At 63.1% G+C, this 23131-nt stretch carries 16 protein-coding genes; 7 read left to right on the top strand and 9 right to left on the bottom strand.

What is annotated here, in order from left to right; all coding sequences use genetic code 11:
- The first annotated feature begins 32 nt into the window (after positions 1–32).
- Positions 33–1142, top strand: coding sequence for a sialidase (locus BV106_RS10705; RefSeq protein ID WP_038164308.1), 1110 nt, complete (start codon positions 33–35; stop codon positions 1140–1142).
- A 79-nt stretch (positions 1143–1221) separates the two neighbouring features.
- Positions 1222–1530, top strand: coding sequence for a hypothetical protein (locus tag BV106_RS10710; RefSeq protein ID WP_038164310.1), 309 nt, complete (start codon positions 1222–1224; stop codon positions 1528–1530).
- Positions 1531–3541: 2011 nt separating this feature from the next.
- Here the strand turns inward: BV106_RS10710 and BV106_RS10720 are convergent.
- The 3 genes from BV106_RS10720 to BV106_RS10730 form a co-directional block, all read right to left on the bottom strand.
- Positions 3542–4264 (bottom strand): TPM domain-containing protein, encoded by a 723-nt coding sequence (locus BV106_RS10720; protein WP_038164315.1) that lies wholly within the window; start codon positions 4262–4264, stop codon positions 3542–3544.
- A gap of 258 nt (positions 4265–4522) precedes the next feature.
- Positions 4523–6595, bottom strand: coding sequence for a prolyl oligopeptidase family serine peptidase (locus BV106_RS10725; protein ID WP_038164316.1), 2073 nt, complete (start codon positions 6593–6595; stop codon positions 4523–4525).
- 73 nt (positions 6596–6668) lie between these two features.
- On the bottom strand, positions 6669–7178 hold the full coding sequence (locus BV106_RS10730; RefSeq protein ID WP_038164318.1) for a dihydrofolate reductase: 510 nt from the start codon (positions 7176–7178) through the stop codon (positions 6669–6671).
- Positions 7179–7270: 92 nt separating this feature from the next.
- On the opposite strand from BV106_RS10730, the gene BV106_RS10735 reads away from it, so the two are divergent.
- Together BV106_RS10735 and BV106_RS10740 are read left to right on the top strand one after the other, a co-directional pair.
- The gene (locus BV106_RS10735; RefSeq protein WP_038164320.1) at positions 7271–8575 is read left to right on the top strand and encodes an SGNH/GDSL hydrolase family protein; all 1305 of its coding nucleotides are present in this window, start codon (positions 7271–7273) and stop codon (positions 8573–8575) included.
- 85 nt (positions 8576–8660) lie between these two features.
- Entirely contained in the window at positions 8661–9989 is a 1329-nt protein-coding gene (locus BV106_RS10740) for a hypothetical protein (RefSeq protein WP_038164322.1), read from the top strand.
- Positions 9990–10624: 635 nt separating this feature from the next.
- Here BV106_RS10740 and BV106_RS10745 read toward each other — a convergent pair.
- Together BV106_RS10745 and BV106_RS10750 are read right to left on the bottom strand one after the other, a co-directional pair.
- The gene (locus BV106_RS10745; RefSeq protein ID WP_038164323.1) at positions 10625–12034 is read right to left on the bottom strand and encodes a DUF1501 domain-containing protein; all 1410 of its coding nucleotides are present in this window, start codon (positions 12032–12034) and stop codon (positions 10625–10627) included.
- 6 nt (positions 12035–12040) lie between these two features.
- Positions 12041–15415: a PSD1 and planctomycete cytochrome C domain-containing protein gene (locus tag BV106_RS10750; RefSeq protein WP_038164325.1), complete on the bottom strand. Its 3375-nt coding sequence runs from the start codon at positions 15413–15415 to the stop codon at positions 12041–12043.
- A 559-nt stretch (positions 15416–15974) separates the two neighbouring features.
- On the opposite strand from BV106_RS10750, the gene BV106_RS10755 reads away from it, so the two are divergent.
- Entirely contained in the window at positions 15975–17579 is a 1605-nt protein-coding gene (locus BV106_RS10755) for a YiiX/YebB-like N1pC/P60 family cysteine hydrolase (RefSeq protein ID WP_038164327.1), read from the top strand.
- Between the two features lie 344 nt (positions 17580–17923).
- Here the strand turns inward: BV106_RS10755 and BV106_RS10760 are convergent, their stop codons facing one another.
- From BV106_RS10760 to recJ, 4 genes are all read right to left on the bottom strand, one after another.
- Positions 17924–18232 carry a type II toxin-antitoxin system RelE/ParE family toxin gene (locus BV106_RS10760; protein ID WP_038164329.1) on the bottom strand — a complete coding sequence of 103 codons (309 nt, stop codon included), beginning with the start codon at positions 18230–18232 and terminating at the stop codon, positions 17924–17926.
- Positions 18220–18477, bottom strand: coding sequence for a type II toxin-antitoxin system Phd/YefM family antitoxin (locus BV106_RS10765; protein ID WP_038164330.1), 258 nt, complete (start codon positions 18475–18477; stop codon positions 18220–18222). The genes BV106_RS10760 and BV106_RS10765 overlap by 13 nt, the downstream gene beginning before the upstream one ends.
- A gap of 262 nt (positions 18478–18739) precedes the next feature.
- Positions 18740–19642 (bottom strand): N-acetylglucosamine-6-phosphate deacetylase, encoded by a 903-nt coding sequence (locus tag BV106_RS10770; RefSeq protein ID WP_038164332.1) that lies wholly within the window; start codon positions 19640–19642, stop codon positions 18740–18742.
- A gap of 239 nt (positions 19643–19881) precedes the next feature.
- Positions 19882–21603, bottom strand: a complete 1722-nt coding sequence (gene recJ, locus BV106_RS10775; RefSeq protein ID WP_038164334.1) for a single-stranded-DNA-specific exonuclease RecJ — start codon at positions 21601–21603, stop codon at positions 19882–19884.
- A 138-nt stretch (positions 21604–21741) separates the two neighbouring features.
- Here recJ and BV106_RS10780 point away from each other — a divergent pair, with 138 nt between their 5' ends.
- Both BV106_RS10780 and BV106_RS10785 read left to right on the top strand, forming a co-directional pair.
- Positions 21742–22245, top strand: a complete 504-nt coding sequence (locus BV106_RS10780) for a DUF3592 domain-containing protein (RefSeq protein ID WP_038164336.1) — start codon at positions 21742–21744, stop codon at positions 22243–22245.
- Positions 22242–22988 carry an ion transporter gene (locus BV106_RS10785; RefSeq protein WP_038164337.1) on the top strand — a complete coding sequence of 249 codons (747 nt, stop codon included), beginning with the start codon at positions 22242–22244 and terminating at the stop codon, positions 22986–22988. The genes BV106_RS10780 and BV106_RS10785 overlap by 4 nt, the downstream gene beginning before the upstream one ends.
- Positions 22989–23131 lie beyond the last annotated feature (143 nt).

Consider the following 23131-nt stretch of genomic DNA (forward strand, 5'->3'; position numbering starts at 1 on the left):
CTCGCACCTCTCCCTCCCCCCTTCATTCCACCATGAAACTCTATCTGGGCACCCGCAAAGGATTGATCGAAGCTGAATCGACCCCGGACGGAGGCTGGCGGCTGGGCCGGGCCTCCTTTCTGGGGGTGCATGTGCCCATGCTGCTGCCGGATGCGCGGGACGGCACCCTCTATGCGGTGCTGGAGCACGGCCACTTCGGCACCAAGCTGCAGGCCTCCCGCGATGGCGGGGCCACGTGGGAGGAGCGGGCGAGCCCAGCCTACCCGCCCAAGCCGGAGGGGGCGACGGAGGTGTTGTGTCCCATGAGGCAGGTGCCGGTGCCGTGGAATCTGGAGAAGATCTGGTCGCTAGAGACCGGCGGAGCGGACCAGCCAGGAGTGCTGTGGTGTGGCACCATCCCGGGTGGGCTGTTCCGCTCAGAGGACCACGGGGCCACCTGGTCCTTGGTGGAAAGCCTGTGGCAGCACCCGAAGCGGGCCAAGTGGTTCGGCGGCGGCTATGACTGGCCGGGCATCCATTCCATCCTGGTGGATCCGCGGGACAGCCAGCGGGTGCTCCTGGGCATCTCCTGCGGCGGGGTCTGGGAAACGGCGGATGGCGGGGCCTCGTGGGAGTGCATCGGAGCCGGTCAGCAGGCGGACTACATGCCTCCGGAGCTGGCCGGGGACCCAGACGTGCAGGATCCGCACCGCATCGTGCGGAATGGAGCCCAGCCGGACGTGGTGTGGATGCAGCACCACAGCGGCATCTTCCGCTCTGGGGATGCGGGAAAGAACTGGGAGCGCCTGCGCACGGCGGATCCCGGAGACTTTGGCTTTGCGGTGGCCGTGCATCCGGCGGATGCGGCCACGGCGTGGTTTGTGCCGGGGATCAAGGATGAGCTGCGGGTGCCAGTGGACGGGGCGCTGAGCGTGATGAGGACGCGGGACGGCGGGCGGAGTTTCACCCCGGCGCGGGAGGGCCTGCCGCAGGAGCATGCGTACCATCTGGCCTACCGGCATGGGCTGGCCGTGGCGGAGGACGGGCGGACGCTGGCCTTCGGCACCACCACGGGCTCCGTCTGGACCAGTGCGGATGGCGGGGAGTCCTGGCAGCGCCTGAGCGCGGAGTTGCCGCCTGTGTACTGTGTACGGTTCGGCTGAGGCAGGCCGGGCTTGCATCCGGGCGGAACAGGCTGCAAGAGGTGTATGTACGCCTGCTCGTTTCGCGCCCCCCTTATCCATGAAAGTAAAACTCCACTCTCAGACCCATGAATGGCATGAGCGGGATGAAGACAACCGCCGTCTGCACTTCCGCGCCTGCTGGGATGCGAGAAAGTGGCACTTCTTCCACACGACGAATGAGATGGATGAATGGGAGCCGCTGCCCGAGCCCACGCTGGAACACTATGAGGCGCTGCGGGACGTGCTCTGGCGCAAATACCAACGCAAGCGCCTGTCCTGGCGTTTTGTGGAGGAGATGGATGTCCGCCTGGGCGAGATGAGGTTGCAGTTGGGATTGCCGCCCAAAGGGGCGGAGGAGGAGGATTGATGTCGGTAAGACGGTAATTCAGTGATTCGGTAGGACGGTAAATCAGTGGAGTGGTGGAGTTAGGGAGTGGTGGAATTGCCGGAGAGGCAATGGGGAAGTGCCGTCCCGGTTCTTGTTCGCAGGTAGTTGCGGCATCAGGAGACGAGGCGGAAGGTTCTGCGACCCCTTCAGGGTCGGGGGATGTTTTGAGGTGACCGGGGGTGTCAGTCGCTCCGCTCCTTCGACCCCCGGCTACCGTCTGTGATGCCTTCGGCATGAGGGGCTGGAAGTGATGAGGTTGGGAGGGCGCCTTGGGGCTGGTGATGTTGGAGAGACGCCTGACTGAAGGCTTCTGCAAGATGCAGAAGCCGGCACGCTGGAAGCGTGCGGTCCCCAATGAGACTGACTCTGGGGCGACGCTGCGAAGGAAGTTTGGGGAGCGCACGAATCCTGCGTGCTGTTCCCGGCATTTTGCCGGGAGCGTCGGTCGAGGTGGGAGACAGCGGTTGGGTATCGCTCCTTCCAGCAGCTGAACCCGGAGGGTTCGCCACGAGTAGCCACGGGTCGACCGAGTGAAGCGAGGGCTACCCGTGGTTTGCCCGGCCCGCAGCGCTACCGCGGAGCGGTAGTCCCATGGCGTTGCGCATCCCCTGACCTCTTTCCGCGAATTCGCGTCCGTCGGCGCATGTCCGCTCAGGCCTACCGCTCCGCGGTAGAATTTCGGTCGCATTCATGGCGAACCCTCCGGGTTCAGGGCGGTCTTGGTGCCGTGTTGTGCTTTGGTGCGGGCGGCGGGGACGGGCTTCGGTGGCAGCCGTTGGGGGCTAGAAACTCACCAGGTGTGGCCAAAGCGGTGATGCTCACCGCAGTCCCAAAGTCCCGCAAGCGGGACCAGGTGTTGGGGGATGGTGAGGTCGGGGAGCGTCTGGGGGGCTTGAGAGGTCGGAGGGATGTCTTGAGAGGCCCCTGAGTTTTGCGGGCCGGTAAAGGATGCGGGGGTTCCCAGCCCCGCTCAGTCGAGCGTCTGGTGAGGTGGCGTGGGGGTGGATGTCCGGGGTGGAGCGGGCGATTCTGCGACCCTTTCAGGGTCGGGGGTTTCTTTGAGAATACCGGGGGGTGTCAGTCGCTACGCTCCTTTGACCCCCGGCTACCGTCTGTGATGCCTTCGGCATGGGGGGCGGGGGATCGTGTGGTGTGGCGGGAAGTTTGAAGTCGAGCGTCTAGATGAAATCGGAAGCCGAGGAAGGGTTGAGAAGTCTGGAGACGATCAACATCTGGCCCCGCTTGCGGGGCTCTGGAGTGCGTGCGTGAAGGGCCGCTTTGGTGGATCGGTTTGCTCCCTTGAACCTGGTGGGAAAGCAGGGCTGGCTGGCGGTAGTCTTGAGGTAGTGGGGATGGTGTTGTCGGCAGGCGAAAGCGGCGCTTCACGCACGCACTCCACAGCGACTTCGTCGCCAGGCGTTGGGAGTGGTGAGATTGGGAGGGCGTCTTGGGGCTTGTGATGTCGGAGGGACGTTTGACTGAGGACTTCTGCAAGATGCAGAAGCCGGCACGCTGGAAGCGCGCGGTCCCCAATGAGATCGCTCTGACGCCAAGGGCGTCAAACAAAGTAGCCCAGGGTCAGGCGAGGCACGAGCCGCCACCCTGGGTACATGGGCGGGTGGACCGGAACTCCGAAGTGAGTTCTACAAACCGTGGCCGTATCCCTGAGTTCGTTCACCGTGTGCAGGAGAGGCACCTTGGGTATTCTGGACGGTCTGTAGAACTCCCTTGGAGTTCCATCGCTATCCAATCGATACCCGGGGTGGCGACCGCTTCGCGGTCTGACCCCGGGCTGTTTTGTATCACGCCGTTGGCGTGGGGGTGCCGTTGTGCGAACTCGGGATCAGTCTCCGCTTGGTTCCCTGTATCTTGTTAACCTGACGCATGCGCTACGCGGGAGACACAAGAGTGGGCTGTGGGATGCTTGCGCTCCTCCCGGTGGCACACACCGCACCGGCTGGAGGCTGGAGGCTGGAGGCTGGTGTCGCGGCTACTGCCGGCCTTTCGCCTCGGCGGCGGTGCCGCCGCCGAAGGGGGCACCCAGTCGCAAGGAGACGTGGACGTCGGGGAAGAGGTACGTTTCTTCCTGAACCGCGCGATTGTGCCGGATGCGGCGGGAGAACCAGAGGGAGGCTCCGCCGAGGGCGGCGAGCACGAGGATGACGACGGTGGCGAGTTGTCGGTCGTCCTTGGTGAAGACCTGGAGGCGCTGACGCCGGGTGGTTTCCAGATTGGTGATCTGGGCGGCGGTGGCTTCGATCACGGCGACCATCCGTTCATCCGGGACGGGGTTCCCGTTGGCGAAGATGGTGCTGTTGCGCAGGACCATCATGGTGATGTCGTCCGCAGGGTAGGTGTTCCAGAGTCCGGGGGAGACGGCGATGGCGGGTTGGGAGGAGCCGCGGTCGAAGGCGAAGACGAGGCCGGGTTCACCCCCGAGCCAGAGGAGGGCCAGCCTCTGGGCGCGCTGGCTGACGGTGATGCCGCTGGTGTAGGTGAAGGTGGCAACGGTGATCCTCACTCCGGTCTGCTGTCGGCAGGTGGCCAGGAGGGAGGTGAGCTTCGCCGTCTGCTCGGGATTGAAGAGCCGGGCATCATCCAGGATGGAACTCGGCGGCAGGGGCGGCAGAGGCTCCTGCGGGGCCGCAGCCTGACTGGTCACGGCCAGCAGCCATGCGAGCAGCGGCAGCAGCAGGAGGATGGGGTGACGCATGGCGCAATTCTCTCTGGTTTCTGGTGGGGAGCAAGAGAATCCAGTGTGTCAGTGCGTCAGTGCGTCAGTGGGCAGTGCGTCAAGGTGTTGGGGGCGGGGTATTTAGAGGGCGGGCCTCAGCTTGCGGGAGTCGGGGGTGGCTCTTGGTGAGCTTGCTTATCCCTTGCCCCTTATTCCTTATCCCTTCCCCCATGCTCCATCACCGGCGGGCGGTGATGGAGCGAGGAGTTACGGTTTTGGGACCTTGAGGGTGGTGTCTCAGGGCTTGGCCGCGGCGGCGGCTTCTTGAGCGGGCTTCCACTGCCAGGCTTCGTTGAAGAAGCCGGCGTCGGTGATCTTGCCGGGAGTCACCACATTGGGCGCTTCGCTGAAGTTCACCACGGCCCAGTCGGGCAGCTTGGGCACCTGGCGGGCGTTGTTCAGGTAGTCGTACTCGCGGTAGGTGAAGCTGCTGTTGATCACCACGTAGCGGGCGGGGTTGAGCGGGTTCGGGTAAACAAGCACGGGAGCGTTCTCGCCGGCGGCGTGTTTCTTGCCGTTCACTTCCAGGCCCTCGGCGGTCCACTTGATGGGCAGCTTGTCGGCGATCTTCTTGAACACGGCGTTGCTGGAGGGGTCACCCCAGAGGATAAGGTTGTTGCGGGCGATGTCCTCGTCCTTCACCTCGGTGTCCTTCTTCTGCGGGGCGTCACCGCGGAACTGCTTCTGCCACTCCACCACAGCGTGGTTGAGCTCGCTGCCCACCCATTTTTCCACGGCGGGATTCAGGGCCGGACCGGTGGGGGTGACAAAGAGGAATGCATCCATGAAGGCGTCATCCACCGGGCCGCTCAGGCCGTGGCGCTTGGCCAGCACGTTGCCAGCGGCAGGGGCGACAGTTGTTTCCGCGATCTGCCACTTCCCGTCCTTCTTCTGGAAGGAGGCGGTGTAGGAGCGGTCCAGCTTGGGCGTGCCGGTGGTGAAGGGGGTGCCGTCCAGGGTGATGGTCACCTTCTTTTGCAGATGGAAGGGGCTGTGCCCGGCGTCGAAGTTCAGCGTGAGCGCGGTGATCTTGCTGGTCTTCACCTCCACGGAGGCGTCGCCCTTCACCACGGCATCCACGCGGCCTTTCTCCCAGTGTTCTTCCAGGCCGTCCACGGTCACCCAGTTCATCTGGTTGTAGCGGAGGGTCTTGGTGGCGAAGTGCACCTCCGCAGGGGTGCGGTTGCGGCCCAGGGCGACGATGTCGGCCAGACGCCGCTCGATCTCGATGAGGCTGTCCGGATGGATCTTGTGCGCGGTCTGCGGCCCGATGATGTGGGTGAGGTCCAGGCCCTCAGCCTTGAGGAAGCGGTCCATGATGTCGGCCGCCTGCTTCTGTTTATCAATCTCGCCACTGTAGGCCACGGTGGGGCACTGCATGAGGTTCAGGGCATAATCTGTGGCGTCATACCAGCCCCAGAGCTTCTTGTGCCACCAGGGGACGGTGTTCACATCCTCCGTCTGGAAGACCTTGAGGAACTCCGCAGTCTCCGCGAACCCGGCGCCGGGATTGGCGGCGCACCACTGGTCGGCAAAGTGGGCGGCAAACTGCCACGCCGCGGCACCACCCATGCTGAAGCCGCGCATGACGATGCGGTCTTCATCGATACGGTAGAACTTCTTCGCGTGCTCCAGCGCCTCAAAGAGGTCCACCTCGCCTGCGAACTTGTTGGCGCAGCAATAGCGGCCGTAGGGGTGCAGGACGATGGCGTCCTTCGGCAAGATCTGGCCTTTCTGCTTCATGCGTTGGTCCACAAAGCTGAGCTCGCTGAGCGTCTCGCCACGGCCGTGGATCCAGAAGTCCAGCCGCACCGGAGCGCCGCCGCTGGTGTCGTAGCTGTCCGGGATGACCAGACCATAGGGCTGCACGGAGCCGTCGATCTTGGAGCGATAGGCTCGAACCACGAGGCCCTTCTGGCGGGTCCAGGGGGCGTCGCCTTTCTTCAGCGCTTCGGCGCGGGACTTGCCCTCGGCCAGTTGCTCAAAGGCGAGCTTGATCTCTGGTGGCTTGCTGAAGAGCTGGTAGCGCAGGGCCCAGTCCACCGCCTTGTAGAAGACTTCCACATCCGGCAGCAGGTCGGCCAGTTGCGGGTTCTTGGCCTGGGCCTTCTTTGCGTCTTCGATAGCGGCCTTGAGCTCCTGCAGTCCTTTTTCAATGGCCTCGCGGTCGGCCTGGGGGACCTCCACGCCCACGGGTGGGATGGGGCGGACGTTGGTGGGGATGTTGTCTTTGGGGCCGTCGGCGAAGGCGGGGCCAGCCGTGACGGTGGCCAGCGCCAGAGCGAGGAAGATCGAGGCAGATGGTTTCATGAGTGGGAGAAAAGAACAGGCGCGCCCGGTTTCACCAAGCGCGGAGCAGTCTAACGTCCCGGCCCGTGAGACCCTATCTGCCGCTTCGCACGTAACGGCGGAACTCGAAGCCCTCACCGCGGCCGAGCACCTCCTGCAGGGTGAAATCCGCTTCAAAAGCCGGGAAAAACGCATCGCCTTCATAGGCCTGGTCGATCCACGTGAGCAAAAGTTCATCGCAGACCGGCAGCAGCGCCTCATAGAGCTGAGCCCCGCCGATGAGGTACACGGGCAGGGCAGGATCCAGAGCGGGGAGCTGGGCGAGGTCGGCCAGATCCGTGATGATCTCCACGCCGTCTTGAGGTGGCAGAGTGCTGCTGAGGACGATGTTGCGGCGGTTCGGCAGGGGCTTGCCCAGAGCGGTCACGATGGACTCAAAGGTCTTTCGCCCCATGAGCACGGGATGGCCGGCGGTGGTCTTCTTGAAGAACTTCAAGTCTTCCGGCAGGTGCCAGGGCAGGGTGCCGTTCCGGCCGATCACGCGGTTCGACGCCATGGCGGCGATGGCGATGAGCGTGAGACCGGGAGGAAGGGGGGAGGACATGGGCAGAGCGCACTCTAGGAGGGGCTGGGCGGGGTGCAATGTTGCTTTTCCGCTGGTTGCGCGGGGCGGGACTTGCTCCAGAGTGGCACCAGATGATTGCCACCCGTTTGGGCCTTGTGCTGGTGTTGTTTGCCGTTCAAGGCTGTCGGGAGGCGCGTGTTCCCGGGGCGGAACTGCAGGTGCTGGCGGAGCGTACGGCGGTGTCCAAGGCCAAGAAGCCCATGGATGTGGTGCCCTATGATGACGCGCTGGTCTGGCACGAGTACCAGGTGAAGAAGGTCTGGTTCGGCGAGTGCAAGGCGGACAAGATCCGGGTGGCTCACTGGAGCGTGGCCGGGGCGCAGGAGGTGCCGGTGGAGGAGAAGGTGGGTGATGAACTGGCCCTGAGCCTGCGGCCCTTCGCGGCCAACTCGGCCCTGCAAGAGGTGGCGCAGAGTGATGACCTGGGCTTTGACGAGGACGTGCCGCGTTTCATCGATCTGGGGCAGACGCTGCGGGTGGACAAGACTCCCAAGTCCCTGCGACTGGACTACAGCGGCCTGTTTTCTGAGCAGATGACGCTGTACTGGAAGCTGCGCAGCCAGCTCCGGCTGGTGGCGATGGGGAACTCCCTGGTGACCAAAGGGGTCAACACGCAGCTCTTTTACCCAAGTGAGAATGACCGTACCCCGGTGGCGCTGAACCTGGCTCCGGCTGGCGCCAACAACACGCTGCAGTGCCTGATCGTGCGGGAATACGTACTGCCGCTGCCCAAGCTGGAGTGGGTGGTCTGGGGGGTGAGCCCGCGGGCCTTCAATGCGGAGCGGGTGGATCCCGCGAAGCTGGAGGTCTTCCTGGCCAGTCCGGGGTGGAACTATGACCAGGAGAATGAGGCCAAACTCTGGCCGGCCCCTGCGACAGCTCCCGTGACGGTGGAGGAGCTGGCGCAGCTCAAGGTGACCAAGTTCGACGCCTGGGGGTGGGAGGGGCGCGATCAGGTCGCCCTGCCCAGCACCAGCAGTGCGGAGGATCGCCGCGCCTTTATCAAGAAGGAGTTCAAGGAGCCTGATTTCTCCTGGGGCGAGGACCGCTGGCGGGAGTTCGTGGAAACCCTGCGCGCGCTGAATGCCAAAGGTGTGAAGGTGCTGCTGGTGACCACGCCCATGCACCCGGTAGTGAAGGAAACGGAGGCCGCGGACCCGGACTGGACGAGCCACGAGGGCATGGCGCAGCTCGTGCAGCGGCTGGCGGGCCTGGACCAGGAGCTCCCTCTGAGCTGGTACCGGGACTTCAACCTGGCGGGGCATCACGACTTCGCCCCAGAGGAATTCTATGACGCCGATCACATGAACCGGGCAGGATCCGTGAAGCTGACCCAGAGGATCGTCGCCTGGCAGGCGACCTGTGTGGCCAAGTGAGCCAGCATGTGAGCGCGAATGAGGGGCTGGGGGCTGGCTTGACCGGGCTTGAATGGTGCCCGGGTTTGCTCCAGATTGCCCACCCATGACCCCCCGCTGCATCTGTTTCCTCTGGCTGCTGACCCTGCTGGTGGGGTGTCGTCAGGAAAAGCCCAAGACGGCGGAACGGGTGCCAGGGGCGGAGTTGCAAGTGGTGGCCACGCGGGTGGCCATCTCCAAGAAGAAGCTGCCGGCGGACATCCTCCCGTATGATGACTCGCTGGTGTGGCACGAGTACGCGGTGAAGAAAGTGATCTACGGCACGTGTGATGTGCCGAAAATCCGGGTGGCCCACTGGAGTGTGGCCGCAGCCAAGGCGGTGCCGGTGAATGAGAATCTGGAGGAGGAAGTGACGCTGAACCTCCGGCCGTTCGCGGAAAAACAAGAGCTGCAAGACGTCAGCCAGAGTGATGACCTGGATGTGACCGAGGATCTGCCCAAGTACCTCGACATGACCCCCCTGCCGAAGGGGAAGGAGGCCCCGCTGGTACTGCGGGAGGACTATGGCGGCTTTTTCTCTGAGCAGATGCGGCTCTACTGGAAGCTGCGTCCTCAGTTGCGGGTGGTGGCCATGGGGAACTCCCTTGTGACCAAGGGCATCTCCACGCGCATGTTCTACCGGCAGATCAATCAGGGCACGCCGGTGGCGCTGAACCTGGCCCCGGCCGGTGCGAACAACGCCATGCAATGTCTGGTGGTGCGGGAGTATGTGCTGCCGCTGCCCAAGCTGGAGTGGGTGGTGTGGGGCGTGAGTCCGCGTGGCTTCAATGCGAAGCGGGAGGACCCGCGGAAGTTGTCCGAATTTCTGGCGAGTCCGGGCTGGCACTATGATCAGGAGAACAAGGCCAAGCTCTGGCCGGTGCCTGCCGCGACCACCCCCGTGACCGTGGATGAGGTGCGCCAGCTGAACGTACACAACTTTGACGACTGGGGCTGGGAAGGGCGCAAGCGCGGCGGCATGCCGGATGCCACAGAGCCGGAGAAGCTTCACGCGTACATCAACGAGACCTTCAAGACTGCGAACTTCGAGTGGAGCGAGGAGCGCTGGACCGAGTTCGTGGAAACGGTGAAGGCGCTCAATGCCAAGGGTGTGAAAGTGCTGCTGCTGGTGACCCCCATGCACCCCTGGGTGAAGGACGCGCCCGCGGCGGATCCGGACTGGAGCACGCACGAGGCCATGATGCAGATGGTGCAGCGTCTGGAGAAGCTGGACCAGGAACTGCCCCTGAGCTGGTTCCAGGACTTTAACAAAGGGGGGAATCATGATTTCCCGCCCGACGAGTTTTATGATGCGGACCACGTGAACCGCAACGGGTCGTTCAAGCTGACCGGGCGGGTGGTGGAGTGGATGGATTCGGTAAGTGGTAAGCGGTGAGTGGTAGGTTGGTGGGGAAGTTGAGGTGTGCCGCAAGCGGCACGTTGAGACGCTGCGCTGGTTGAGACGCAGGCCCGGGGCGGCGGCCGGTTGAGGCTCCTGCAGGGCGGGATGGGCAGGAGGGAAGTTCTCACACGAAGGCACAAAGGCACAAAGGCACAAAGGCACGAAGGGATGTTGGAGGAGAGCGAAGTGGGGGATCTGGATGTCGGAGGATGGAGGGATGTGCGAGTGACTCAAGTTGTGCTCCACCTGATCCCGACTTGTCGGGATTTTGGGAGTGCGGCGAGAATCGCCGCTTTGGGGAGTCCTGTGTCGGACTGTTGGCGGTGCGGTGGGAGCGGAGTGGGGTTGGGCTTCGTTGATGATTGTGAGGGGCTCGAACCTCACAAGGTGTAGCCAAAGCGGCGGTTCCCGCACGCACTCCATAGCGACTTCGTCGCCAGGTGTTGGGGGCGGTGGGTTTGGGGGAACGTCGAGGGGCTGGTGATGTCGGGGGGACGTTTGACTGAGGGCTTCTGCAAGATGCAGAAGCCGGCACGCTGGAAGCGTGCGGTCCCCACTGAGATTGAGGCGACGCGGTGATTTCCTGAAATCGCGCCGGACGCCGGATGGGCTATTACCTGGCGGGCGGTTCAGGCAATGATCTCGCGCAGCACCTCGCCATACACGTCTGTGAGGCGGAAGTCGCGACCGGCGTAGCGGTAGGTGAGCTGTTCGTGATTGAGGCCCATGAGATGCAGGATGGTGGCGTGCAGATCATGGACGCTGGTGGGCTTCTCCTGGGCGGCGAAGCCGAGCTCGTCGGTGCTGCCGTGGACGGTGCCGCCTTTGATGCCGCCGCCGGCCATCCAGACGGTGAAGCCATAGTGGTTGTGATCGCGGCCCAGCTTGGAGGTGCCGCCGCCCATCTCCACGGTGGGGGTGCGGCCAAATTCGCCACCCCAGATGACGAGGGTCTCATCCAGCATGCCACGCTGTTTCAGGTCGCTGAGCAGGGCGGCAATGGGCTGGTCAATCTCGGCGGCGAGCTTGCGATGGTTCTCCTCGATCTTCTCATGGTTATCCCAGGGCTGGCCTGCGCCGTGCCAAAGCTGGACGAATCTGACCCCACGCTCCAGCAGGCGGCGGGCGATCAGCGTCTGCCGGCCATGGACGCCATTGCCATAGAGGTCGGTGATGTGTTTGGGCTCGTGCGAAAGGTCAAAAGCGTCTGCCGCCTCGGTTTGCATGCGGAAGGCGAGCTCAAAGGACTGGATCCGGGCATCAAGCCGGACATCGAGCCGCTCCTGGCGGTGGGCCTGGTTGATCCGTTGGAGCAGATCCAGTTGCCGACGCTGGACGCCGGCGGTGGCATGAGGACTGCGGATGTTCTCGATGAGGCGGTCCAGTTCGCGGTGCTGGGTGTCCACATAGGTGCCCTGGTAGATGCCGGGCAGGAAGGCGGACTGCCAGTTCTCCGCGCTCTTGATCGGCTGGCCACCGGGGCACATGGCGATGAAGCCCGGGAGGTTCTCATTCTCCGTGCCCAGACCGTACATGAGCCAGGAGCCGAGGCTGGGCCTGGGCTGCACGGAGTCGCCACAGTTCATGAGCATGAGAGACGGCTCATGGTTGGGCACCTGGGCGTACATGGAGCGGATCACCGCGATGTCATCCATGTGCGCAGCCGTCTTCGCGAAGAGCTCGCTTACCTCGATCCCGCTCTGGCCGTAACGCTGGAAGGTGAACGGGGAGGGGAAGGCCGCTCCCGTCTTCCGCTCGGTGAGGCGGGCCTGGGGCAGCGTTTTGCCCACATACCGCGCCAAAGCGGGCTTGGGGTCAAAGGTGTCCACATGAGAGGGGCCACCGTTGAGGAAGAAATGAATGACGCGTTTGGCCTTGGGTGCGATGTGACTGAGCTGCCCCGCGCCTGTGCTGGCGACGGCCAGTCGTTCGGGAGAAGCCACCAGCCCCGCCAGTCCCATCATGCCGAAGCCAAGTCCGGAGCGGCGCAGGAACTCGCGTCGCGAGAGCGGAAGAGGGGGCGTGAGATTCGGGTTCATAGCCATTCAGTCCACAAACATGAATTCATTCGCCAGCATCAGGATCTGCACGAGCTGGGCCCAGGGATCGAGAGCTCCGTCAGTGGGTTCAGGGAAATCAGCTTCCGCATCCCACACCTGGGCGTCCACATCGCCCCCGGACCCTGCACTCCCGGCGGAACGGATGCGGGGTGACCAGAGGAACTGGTCGCTGTTCAGTCCGTTGCCGATGTCCACCACGAAGTCGAGCGTGTCGCCTGCCTTGAGGGAGAGTCCGTCGAGGTTCATGACCGATTCCGACTGATGCAGGGTGACGGCGCGCAACTGACCCCGGGAGCCCTGGCTGACGAAGGCGCGGATCCCATCACCGGCCGCCGGCTCGTGTTTCAGGAGGGATTCCACGATGTAGTCGCCATCGGCAGGCGCCGTCCAGCGACGCACCACGGCGTGCTCCTTGTCATTGCCAGGATGACCGCCCTCGGGCGTGAGCTGCGCCCACCCCAGCGTGACATCCGGCCAGCGGCTTCCGCCCTGCCAGGCGCGGTCTTTGAGCCGGGGCAGGGCCGTGAAGTTTTTCATACGCCCCGCTTCTTCATCCCATCCGCCGTAGCCATATTGCCAGGCTTTGGCCGTTTCGCGGATGGCGAGACGCTCTGGCGCTGCGGCATCACGCACGTAGTCCAGAGCCACCTGTAGCTCCTCGAACTCAGGGGTTCGCTGATAGAGCAGCGCATAGATCAGGGCAATCCGTTCTGCATCGGTGCGGCAGGCCTGGACTTCCTTCCGGCTGGCCAGAGCGCGGGCCTGCGCGGCAAGGAAGGGATGATTCATGGCGAACAAGGCCTGCTGGGGCACCGTGGTCTCCGTACGCCGGGGAATGGAGAGGTCGGGGTTGGCAAAATCAAAGGTGCGCAAGACCGGAGCAAGGTCCTCGCGATCGACGGTGGCATAGAGGGTGCGCCGGGTGTTGGACTCGGCGAACAGCTCCTGGGGCCGTCCGCCGACGCTCGCATCCAACTGACCTGCGGCGGTGAGCCACGCATCGCGGGCCTCTTCAAAGCTCAGGCGATGCACGTTCATGCGCCAGAGGAGCCGGTTGTCGGCATCACGCTCCTGCGCCACCCGGAGCGCTGCGGGATGCTCCGGTCCTTGCGAGCTTTGTTGATAGGTGGACGAGAGCATGATGAGCCGGTGCAGCTCCTTAATGCTCCAGCCCCGGTCCATGAAGCGCAGGGCGAGCCAGTCGAGCAGTTCCGGATGACTGGGCGGTTCCGCCCGCACGCCGAAGTCGCTGGGGGTGGTCACCAGGCCCTGGCCAAAGTGGTGCATCCACACGCGGTTCACCATGACGCGGGCAGTGAGTGGATTGGCGGGATCGATGATGGCTTGGGCAAGTTCCAACCGGCCGCTGCCACGGGTGAAAAGGCGGGGTGTGTCACCCGAAAGCGCCTGGAGGAACTGGCGGGGGGCTTCGTCGCCCTTCGTCAGCGGGTTGCCGCGCTTGAAGATGCGCGCGGTGACCGGCTGGGCGCGGTCCTCAAGGATGACGGCATGTGCGGGAGCGTGGGAGGGCTCCATGAGGACCCGGTCTACCTCGCCCTGAAGCCGCCAGAGCTCCACGACGACATTGTTGGGGAAGAACATCTCAATGTTCGCAATCGCTTCATCCGGCACCAAGCAGGGCGAGTCCGGCCCATAGAGCACCTGACGGAGTGCTTCCGCAGAGGGATCGGGGAGGGCATTGGCCCCGGGCTGGACTTTCAAGTGGGCTTGCCATTGCTTCTCGAGATCGGCAAACAGGGTGCCGTAACGCTCCGCCACCTCGACCATGCTCGCAGGCGGTTTTGTGAAGAGCGCGGTCACCAGCGGATGCCCTTCGTCTTTGCGGTGAGCCAGCTCGGCGGAAACGGCAGCGGCCTGTTGGGGGAAGTCCGCTGGAGGGAGTTTGGCAAAGGCATGCCAGGCGGTGAAAATCGGGTCATGGCTCACCCGCGCCTTTTCCAGATGGCGTTGCCAGCGTCGGACCACCACCGGATTGAGGTCCTGCGCATCGAGGAGCTGTCCAAAGGCCTCCTCGGGATATTTCTCCAGCTCCAGTTGTGCGGTCAGGTGCTGCGAGAGGGTGGCCCGCACGCGAGCAGCCTGTTCATCCCGGCGCAGGCGGAGGGTCGTCTGAAGCTTGGTTTCCAGAGCGTGGAGCTTCGCGGCGAAGGCCTCATCTCTGGAGGGGGGCGCACTGGGCACGAGCTTCTCGGTGCAGCTCTGGAAAACCCCGTAGAGCGCGTAGTAATCCCGCGTGGGGATGGGGTCAAACTTGTGATCATGACACCGGGCGCAGCCCACGGTGAGCCCCAGCGTGCCGCGCATCAGCACGTCGATGCGGTCGTCGATGATGTCATGAGTGACTCCGAGGAAGCGGCGTCCCAACGTGAGAAAACCCATGGCGGCCAGATGCGGTGAACCCGCGGGCTCCACTTGGTCTGCAGCAATCTGCCGAAGGAGGAAGCGGTCGTAGCCCATGTCCTCGTTGAGCGCCTTCACCACCCAATCCCGGTAGGGAGCGGCATGGACGAAGCGTTTTTCCTCACGGGCATAGACATAACCCTTGGTGTCGGAATAGCGTGCCACATCCAGCCAGTGCCGGGCCCAGTGCTCTCCATAGTGGGGACTGGCCAGCAGTCTCTCTATGACACGGGCGTAGGCCTCCGGGGAGTCATCTCCCAAGAAAGCCTCCACCTCGGCGGAGGAGGGGGGCAGACCGGTGAGATCAAACGTGGCCCGCCGGATGAGCGCCACCTTGCCCGCAGGCGGGGAGGGGGACAGGCCGGCGGCATCCAGCTTCGCCAGGATGAAACGGTCCAGATTGCCCAGGGCTGCCGTAGGGTGCTTCACCTGCGGCGGAACTTGATGCACCGGCTTACGGTAAGACCAGTACTGCGGCTCCGGTCCGACCTTGGCGGGGGACTTCACCGTGATCTTCGTCGTCTTGCCTTCGCGAGGGTCAGGGGCACCCACGCTGACCCAGGTCCCCACGTCCGCGATCACGGAGGGAGGCAGTTGTGCCTTCTTCTTCGGCATCTTCAGATGCGGATCTGTGTGGGAGATGGCGGTCAGCAGTAGGCTCGCGGATGGAGCGCCAGGGACGATGGCCGGGCCACTGTCCCCGCCGCTGAGCAGCCCCTGCCTTGAATCCAACAGCAGTCCGCCCTTGGTCTGGCCAGACTCGGCCGAGTGGCATTCGTAGCAGTGCTCGATGAGCATGGGCCGGATCTTCGTCTCAAAGAGAGCCAGCCCCGCGGCATTGTCCTTGGTTGAGGCGTCGGCGTCCGCAGCGTGAATCTGGTCCGCAGATACACTGCCCAGGAGAAGCAGCAAGCAGGGGCTGATGCGGAGAAGTTTCATCGCAGGGGCAGCATGAGATTCTGATCAACCGTTGCGGATGATCATTACGCGATGGGATGCTGGATCCTTGCTTGGCAGGTGGAGGTTGAGACGCTGCGCTGGTTGAGACGCGGCCGCCGGGGCGGCTGCTGGTTGAGACGGCTTCGCCTGGTTGAGACGCTGCGCTGGGGTGGGGAGTGGCGGTAGCGTGGATTGGCGGTTGGTGAGTGGAAAGGGAGGGATGGTCTCGCACGAAGGCACGAAGGATGCATGGGGGCAGTGGGCTTCGTTGGGAGGGGTGAGGGGCTCGAACCTCACCAGGTGTAGCCAAAGCGGTGATGCTCACCGCAGTCCCAAAGCGACTTCGTCGCCAGGTGTTGGGGGCGGTGGGTTTGGGGGAGAGTCGAGGGGCTGGTGAGGTTGGAGGGACGTTTGACTGATGGCTTCTGCAAGATGCAGAAGCCGGCACGCTGGAAGCGCGCGGTCCTCGAGATTTTGGTTGAGGCGTCGGCAAACGAGGATTGCCTCCATGCTGGCATGGTCTCATACTCTCCGAAAATCAGCCCCCTTTTTGTCGTCTATGAGGAACGTCAATTCGATCTGCTCCCGGTTGTTGCTGCTGGCTTTGCTGGCCTTGGGTTCCTCCAGTTGCGCAGGGTTCCAGCAGAAGGGTGGGGAACGGCGCGAACCGATCCCAGCCAGTCAGGTGATGGATGACCTGCGGCGGGGGCCGGAGCGACTGGAGTCGGTCTCCCTGCAGATGGACGAGATCCTGGCGGAGTTCAGGAAACTATCGGCGCGCTCCGGCGGTGCGTGGAGGGCTCGGGGGTATCTGGATGCGGGGGAGAGTGACCGCATGGAGACGCTCCTCTTCAAGTATATGACGGCGCGGGAGGTATTGTGCGAGTTGGTCGCCACACTGGGAGGGAAGCGATCACTGCCAGCGAGTGCGTCGGCTGACGAGGCGAGGGCGGCGCATCTGCTCACGGTGGATGCCCAGTGGGTGCTGGTACGGCACAGCGCGGAGCTGGTGGCCCTGTTCGCCGGGGACAAGGTGGCAGCGGCCAAGCTGAATGAGGCACAGTTTGAATCGCACCTGCCCGCGGGCAGTTTCGAGACGTTGCAGCTGAATGTGACCGCGACGGATCTGGAGCGGCGGTTGGAGGCATCGCAGGTGCTGTTTGAAAAGGAAGCGCAGGCCGCAAAGCAGGGGACGGGTGCGTCATTACTGAGCAGTCCGGGGTATGAGCGTTTGCTGTCGCAGGCACCGCAAGATCAGGCGCGGGCCGTGGCGGCGGTGCGTCGTGCGCAGGGGTTGCGGCCGGGATTGAAGGTGTCGGTGGAGAACCGCATGTCGCACACAGAGGCGGCCAAGGTGGCCCGTGAACTGGGGGCGGAAGGCGGAGATCTGGCCTACTCGGCGCGATCGCTTCTGTTCAAGGTGGTGAGTCGCATGAAGAACCCGCGCGTGAAGGTGATCCAGTTCAGCAAGGCCCAACATGCCGAGGTGGAGTCGCTGCTGCAGCCGGGTGATGTGATCCTGACCTACACGGCGGGGTACATGAGTGATGTGTTCATCCCCGGAGCGTTCAAGCACGGCATCACATTTGTGGGCACTCCGGAACAGCGGGCGGCAGCGGGTGTGGAAGTGGCCCGGTTGCCCGGACTGGCCGGGCCGGAGAAGGCGGCGGTGAGTGAGCGCATCCAGCAGCGGGAGACGGTGAACGGTCAGAAGGCGGATGTGATCGAGGCCGTGGCGGAGGGGGTTATTTTCAATAACCTGGGCCACATCATGGACACCAATGTGAACCGTCTGGCGGTGCTGCGTCCGCGCTTGTCAGAGGCGGACCGCGCGGCGTTTGTGACCGAGGTGTTCGCGTATCAGGGCGATGCGTATGACTTCCTCTTCGACTTCGCCGATGCTTCGCGGCAGGTGTGCACGGAGGTGATCTATCGCGGGCTGAACGGGAAGCAGGGCATTCGGTTCGCGCTGACGAAGCGTGGCGGGCATCCCACGCTGAGTGCGGACGATGTGGTGAACTACCATTTCAAAACCGGCGGGCGGCATTTTGAGTTTGTGTTGTATGCCGAGGAGGATCTGGGCAAGAGCGGGCACCGGGCGAAGGTGCTGACGGGGAAAGAAGGGGAGGGGAGGTTGAGGGAAGTGATGTCGGTAAAACAGTAATTCAGTGAGACGGTAAATCGGTAGGACGGTTAAACCACAGAGGCACAGAGAGCACAGAGACTGAAACTGAGGTTTAGACAGAATTAACAGAATTTACGGAATTGGGATTCGGTTTTGGGGTGGTTGAAGGTGGGCGCGGTGTTTACGTGCTGTGGTTGAGTTTTTGGTGTTGGTTCATGAACCCGAAGGGTTCGCCATGGGTGGTTTTGGAGAGGGCGAACAAGGCGGTCTCGGGGTACGCTTGGGGCGGACCGGGACAAGAATGTCCCTCACTCCTTTTACTGAACTCAAACCCTGCTTTTGGGAATGGGTTGGTGGAGAGGCTGTTGATCGACGTGGGACTGCTACTTGTCTCTCGATTCCAGATCACCCAATTGAAGGAGACGCTCGGACCGCATGACGTAGACAATGAAAACGGTGTTCCCGGAAACTCGGTAAAACACGCGAAGCGGGTTGATGACCAGATGCCGGTAACGTGAATCGGGCAAGTCATGAGGGACCGCGCCCATCTCGGGAAAGGTGCGGAGCATTTCGACCTCTTTGAAGACGCGTTTGACCAGCTTCTTCGCGGCGGGCGGGTGGTCCAGCGCGATGTAGTCGGCGATCTGCTCCAGATCCTGAAGGGCGGGTTCGGCCCAGACTATTCGAGCCATCGGGAGAGCCGGTTCTTTGCTTCCTTATGGCTGACCGTGCGGCCTTCCTGAATGGCTTTCTCTCCTTTGGCGATGCCTTCCAGAAGCTGAAGTCGGGCCTCCATGGCGTCAAACGTGGCCACATCCACCAGATAGGCGGCGGGCAGCCCGTGTTGGGTGATGAGCACGGGCTGATGATCAGCGGTCACCTCGCTGATGAGATCGGTTGCCTTGCGCTTGAGCGTCGTGACGAGCTCGGTTCTCATGAAAGTGATACTAGAGTATCACTTGGCGGGGTGCAACGGGTATTGGGTTAAACCACAGAGGCACAGAGAACACAGAGACTGAAGCTGAGGTTTAGACAGAATTAACAGAATTTACGGAATTAGGTTTAGCTTCCAGATGACGGTGTCAGCGCAGGTCTGTTCGAAGCTAAAACCTGAATTTTGTTAATTCCGTTAATTCTGTCTAAAAAGCATTCCTCTGTGTTCTCTGTGCCTCTGTGGTTTAACTGATTTCCCGCCTGCCTCAAAGCCCCAGCGCTTTCCGCGGATTCGCCACGGAGAGGGTATGCAAGTCTTCCTGGCTCAGGCCGAGGTGCTTTGCATTGTTCTCCTGGATGCGGGGCCAGGTGACGGTGGAGCCGACGAAGTGGGAGCCATCGGGGGAGCGGGCGACGAGGTCTTCGCCGATGACGATGTCCCAACCGGCGAGGGTGAACTTGCCGGGGCCGAGGCGGGAGGCGGAGATTGCGTCGGTGACAAAGATGCTGTGCTCCACGCCGGCGGCACGGAGGTGGTTCTGGAGGGCGAAGAACTCGATGTGCACACCATCGGGGATGAAGCAGAGCCAGAGGCGGTCGCGGAGACTGAGGGCCCGTTGCACGATGTTGTCATGCCGGTGCATGAGCATGGGGCAGCCGTTGCCGACATGCGTGAACATCTTGAGGCCGTGGTTCGTGGACTCACGCAAGACTTCCAGGGAGGGATTGCAGTGGCCGGCGGAGACGCACACGCCGTTCTCGGAGAGATAGGCGGTGGTGGCAAAGCCAGCATCATTCTCTGGGGCGAGGGTCACGAGTTTGGCGAGGCCTTGGGACGCATCGAGCAGGCGCTTGGCGTGCTCCACCGTGGCGGGCTTGACCGCATGCGGAGGATGAGCACCGACATAGCCTTTCTCCGGATTGATGAAGGGGCCCTCGATGTGAAAACCGGCGATGATTTCCTGGGCGAGCGGATCGGCCTCACGTAAGCGGGCGAGGGTGGAGAGCCGGCTCTCCATGGCCGGCAGGTCATCCGTGATGATGGTGGCCAGGATGCCGGAAGCGCCGTCTTCTCTCAGGCACACGCACGCGTGATGCAACGCCTCTGCGGTGAGGCCATCGCGGTTGAAGTCGGTGCCGGCGTATCCGTTGACTTGGAGATCGAACATGGTGGGAAAATTGGGCGATCCCCGCCGGGCGTAAAGGTCAAACGTTGGAAGCGCTGGGCAAAGGATTGAAAGGAGTCACTTTCGTATGAATCGATTTAACCACAGAGGCGCTGGGAATTCGAAATTATGAATTATGAATTATGAATGTGGGGAGCGGAGATGTGGACGTCGCTTGAAATCCAGGCACCTCAAAGAATTCCATTCCTAATTCCTAATTCAGCATTCCTAATTTTAGGCTCCTACTCTGCTTCGCGGACTTCGCTGATCATGAGCTGCCAGGATTCCTGGCCGCGCCAGACCTGGCGCTGGACTTTGAGGGCGACGTCCCAAGGGGGCGGGGGAACGTCGTTGAGGGGGGCGTTGAACCACATGGCGGGGCGGGACTGGCCGCCCTGGCGGAGGGTGAGTTTCCAGTGCTTTTCCTTGAGCACCTGGCCGGGCAGGATGGGCTCCATGCCGCGGCAGAGGAAGATGGGCTCGTGATTGCCCATGCCGAAGGGTTCGAGGAGTGTGTACTGCTCCAGGAAACGCGGGGTGAGGTCGGCAAGGGAGATCTCGGCGGAGAGATGGAGCCGTGGAGTGAGTTCGTCGGCGGTGATCTGACTCTCCACGGCAGCGCTCATGGCGGTGCGGAAGTCGGCGAGGTTTTCCTCCTTGAGGGAGACACCCACGGCCATGGGGTGGCCACCTCCTTTGATCAGGAGGTGGCGGCACTGATCGAGCGCGGCTACCAGAGAAATGCCGGTGACGCTGCGACCGCTGCCCTTGCCATGGCCATCCTGACCAAAGGCGAGGAGCAGCGTGGGGCGATGGTGATCGCGCATGAGACGGGAGGCGACGATGCCGACCACACCCTGATGCCAGGTGCGGGAGCCGAGCACGATGCAGGCGGATTCGCCGAGGCTGGGATCGGCCGCCATCATGGCCTGGGCCTCCTTCTGGGCGACGGACTCGACGTCCTGGCGTTCGCGGTTGTGCTCGTCCAGCAGCTCGGCGCACTCCCGGGCGAGCTGGGGGTCCTCACTGAGCAGGAGATCCAGCGCGGTCTGCGCGGTATCGAGACGGCCGGCGGCATTGAGCCGCGGCCCCAGGCGATAACCGATGTGATGGGCCTGGATGAAGCCATCGACGCCGGCGACCTGCTTAAGCGCACACAGGCCGACGCGGCGGGTGGTGGCGAGCTTTTCCAGGCCTTTGCGCACGAGGGCGCGGTTCTCCTCCTTGAGCGGGACGAGGTCGGCCACGGTGCCCATGGCGACGAGGTCCAGATGCTCCTTGAGGTCGAAGTTGTCCAGCTTGCGCGTCTTGAGCAGAGCGTGGGTGAGCTTGAAGACGAGCCCGACGGTGCAGAAGTAGGTGAGCCCGGTGTGGACCTCCAGCTTGGGGTTCACCAGCGCGACACAGGTGGGCAGGCGGTCGGCAGGCTCGTGGTGATCCACGATGATGCAGTCCACGCCCTGTTGCTGGAGCCAGTCGGCCTCCACCACGGAGACGGTGCCGCAGTCCATGGCGATGAGGAGAGCGGGCTTGCCATGCTCTTCAAAGCACCGGACGAGGCCGTCGTGGCTGAGGCCGTAGCCCTCCTCCATGCGCAGGGGGAGGAAGGCGTGCGGTTGCAAACCGTAGGCCTGCAGCACCAGCGTCATCAGGGTGAGGGAGGTCACGCCGTCCACATCATAGTCCCCATAGAGCACCACCTGCTCCTGCCGGTCCACGGCCTGGAGAATGCGGTCCACGGCCTGCCGCATTTGGGGGAGGACGAAGGGGTCGCCCAGCTCCGCCAGACGGGGCTGGAGGAAGCCCTTGGCCTGGGCCTCCGTGGCCAGTCCGCGCAGGGCCAGCAGGCGCACCAGCAGCGGTGGCAACGTGGTTCCCAGAGCCGTGCTCCTCAGGCTGGTGAGAACCTCGGCATCAACGGGTTCCAAGATCCAGCGGACAGCTTTCTGAGAGGAGATGGGCATGAGGAGAGGACGGCGGCAGAGGGAGAGAGTTTTCACCCTAGCGGTTGTGGAGCCTGCGTACATGTCTTTTTTGTTTCCGAGAAGGGGAGGGCGGCATCTTGTCGCTCGACAGAAGGGGCTTCACGCGCACCATCAGGCATGACCGACACCAGAGGAGACCGCGCCATCAAAGCAGCCATGGGACTGTTCCTTGCGATGATGGGGGCGATTGCCACCTGGTTGCTCTGGCATGCGTACCAGCGGGCCGAGGAAACCCGGCACTGGCAGCCGGTGGAGGCCGTGGTCATCATGTCGCAGCTGATCACGAACCGTCCGAGCCCGCACTCCCCTCTGGGCTACCGGGCAGAGATTCACTATCGCTACACCGTCGGCGACAAGACCTACACAGGCACGAAGGTGGAGCGCGTGGAGGGCTCCTCCAACAAGCAGGACAAGCCCATGGCCAAGGTAAAGCAGTTTCCCGTGGGGCATGTCGTCACCTGCTATGTGAATCCCGATCATCCTGAGACGGCGATTCTCCAGCAGGGGTCGCGAGCGGCGTTGTACTCCTTGTGGTTCCCCATGTTGTTCGTCGTGGGGGGGCTGGGCATGACCGTCTCCGCCCTCCTCCGGCCCAGAACCAAGTCATCCGCAGCCTCATGAGTCGCTCCTGGCAACCTGCTGAAAGCAAGCTCCGGGTCTGGGACCTGGTGCTGGCGATGCTCTCCATCTATCTCCTGGTGGCTCTGGGGGTGGAGATGATCCTGGATCTGGATGACGACATCCGCTGGGGGCTGAACATCACGGACAATGTGATGTGCTTCATCTTCATGGGAGACTTCTTCCACCGCCTGGCCACGGCGCCGAACCGGCTGGCTTATTTGAAGTGGGGGTGGATCGACTTTATTTCCAGCATCCCCTCGCTGGACATCTTCCGCTGGGGCCGGTTCTTCCGGCTGTTCCGCATCCTGCGCATCATCCGCTCTGGCCGGCAGATCATGATGGTGCTGCAGCAGAGCCGGGCGCAGAGCCTGCTGCTGAGCGTGCTCTTTGGCTGCTTCCTCATCGTGGACGTGGGCGCGATGGCGATGCTCCACTTTGAGAAAGGCGTGGAGGGCTCCAACATCCAGAGCGTGCAGGACGCCTTCTGGTGGGCGGTGGTGACGATGACCACCGTGGGCTATGGCGACCACTACCCGGTGACCCCTCAAGGCCGGCTGGTCGCCGCGTGTCTCATGATCATGGGCATCGGATTGTTCGGCTCGCTCACGGCGTATCTTTCATCGAACCTGCTGAAACGGGATGCTGAGAAGGAAGTGGGAGATTTGAAGAAGGTGCTGGAGAAGCTGGAGGCTGTGGAGAAGAAGCTGGAAGCGGTGGAAGAGAAGCTGAAGCAAAAATTATGAATTATGAATTATGAATGGGCTGCAAGCAGTCTTCGTGGCGGGGTGACCCGATGGTCATTCCTAATTCCTAATTTATAATTCATCATTCAAAGACGAAAAACCCCGCGAGCCTGGGGCTGGCGGGGTTTTAGGAATTACTCTGG

The sequence above is a fragment of the Verrucomicrobium sp. BvORR106 genome, assembly GCF_000739655.1.
Taxonomy (GTDB): domain Bacteria; phylum Verrucomicrobiota; class Verrucomicrobiia; order Verrucomicrobiales; family Verrucomicrobiaceae; genus Verrucomicrobium.

Coding starts and splice junctions, on each gene's coding strand:
- BV106_RS10705 (WP_038164308.1), top strand. CDS start 33: ATGAAACTCTATCTGGGCACCCGCAAAGGATTGATCGAAGCTGAATCG.
- BV106_RS10710 (WP_038164310.1), top strand. CDS start 1,222: ATGAAAGTAAAACTCCACTCTCAGACCCATGAATGGCATGAGCGGGAT.
- BV106_RS10720 (WP_038164315.1), bottom strand. CDS start 4,264: ATGCGTCACCCCATCCTCCTGCTGCTGCCGCTGCTCGCATGGCTGCTG.
- BV106_RS10725 (WP_038164316.1), bottom strand. CDS start 6,595: ATGAAACCATCTGCCTCGATCTTCCTCGCTCTGGCGCTGGCCACCGTC.
- BV106_RS10730 (WP_038164318.1), bottom strand. CDS start 7,178: ATGTCCTCCCCCCTTCCTCCCGGTCTCACGCTCATCGCCATCGCCGCC.
- BV106_RS10735 (WP_038164320.1), top strand. CDS start 7,271: ATGATTGCCACCCGTTTGGGCCTTGTGCTGGTGTTGTTTGCCGTTCAA.
- BV106_RS10740 (WP_038164322.1), top strand. CDS start 8,661: ATGACCCCCCGCTGCATCTGTTTCCTCTGGCTGCTGACCCTGCTGGTG.
- BV106_RS10745 (WP_038164323.1), bottom strand. CDS start 12,034: ATGAACCCGAATCTCACGCCCCCTCTTCCGCTCTCGCGACGCGAGTTC.
- BV106_RS10750 (WP_038164325.1), bottom strand. CDS start 15,415: ATGAAACTTCTCCGCATCAGCCCCTGCTTGCTGCTTCTCCTGGGCAGT.
- BV106_RS10755 (WP_038164327.1), top strand. CDS start 15,975: ATGAGGAACGTCAATTCGATCTGCTCCCGGTTGTTGCTGCTGGCTTTG.
- BV106_RS10760 (WP_038164329.1), bottom strand. CDS start 18,232: ATGGCTCGAATAGTCTGGGCCGAACCCGCCCTTCAGGATCTGGAGCAG.
- BV106_RS10765 (WP_038164330.1), bottom strand. CDS start 18,477: ATGAGAACCGAGCTCGTCACGACGCTCAAGCGCAAGGCAACCGATCTC.
- BV106_RS10770 (WP_038164332.1), bottom strand. CDS start 19,642: ATGTTCGATCTCCAAGTCAACGGATACGCCGGCACCGACTTCAACCGC.
- recJ (WP_038164334.1), bottom strand. CDS start 21,603: ATGCCCATCTCCTCTCAGAAAGCTGTCCGCTGGATCTTGGAACCCGTT.
- BV106_RS10780 (WP_038164336.1), top strand. CDS start 21,742: ATGACCGACACCAGAGGAGACCGCGCCATCAAAGCAGCCATGGGACTG.
- BV106_RS10785 (WP_038164337.1), top strand. CDS start 22,242: ATGAGTCGCTCCTGGCAACCTGCTGAAAGCAAGCTCCGGGTCTGGGAC.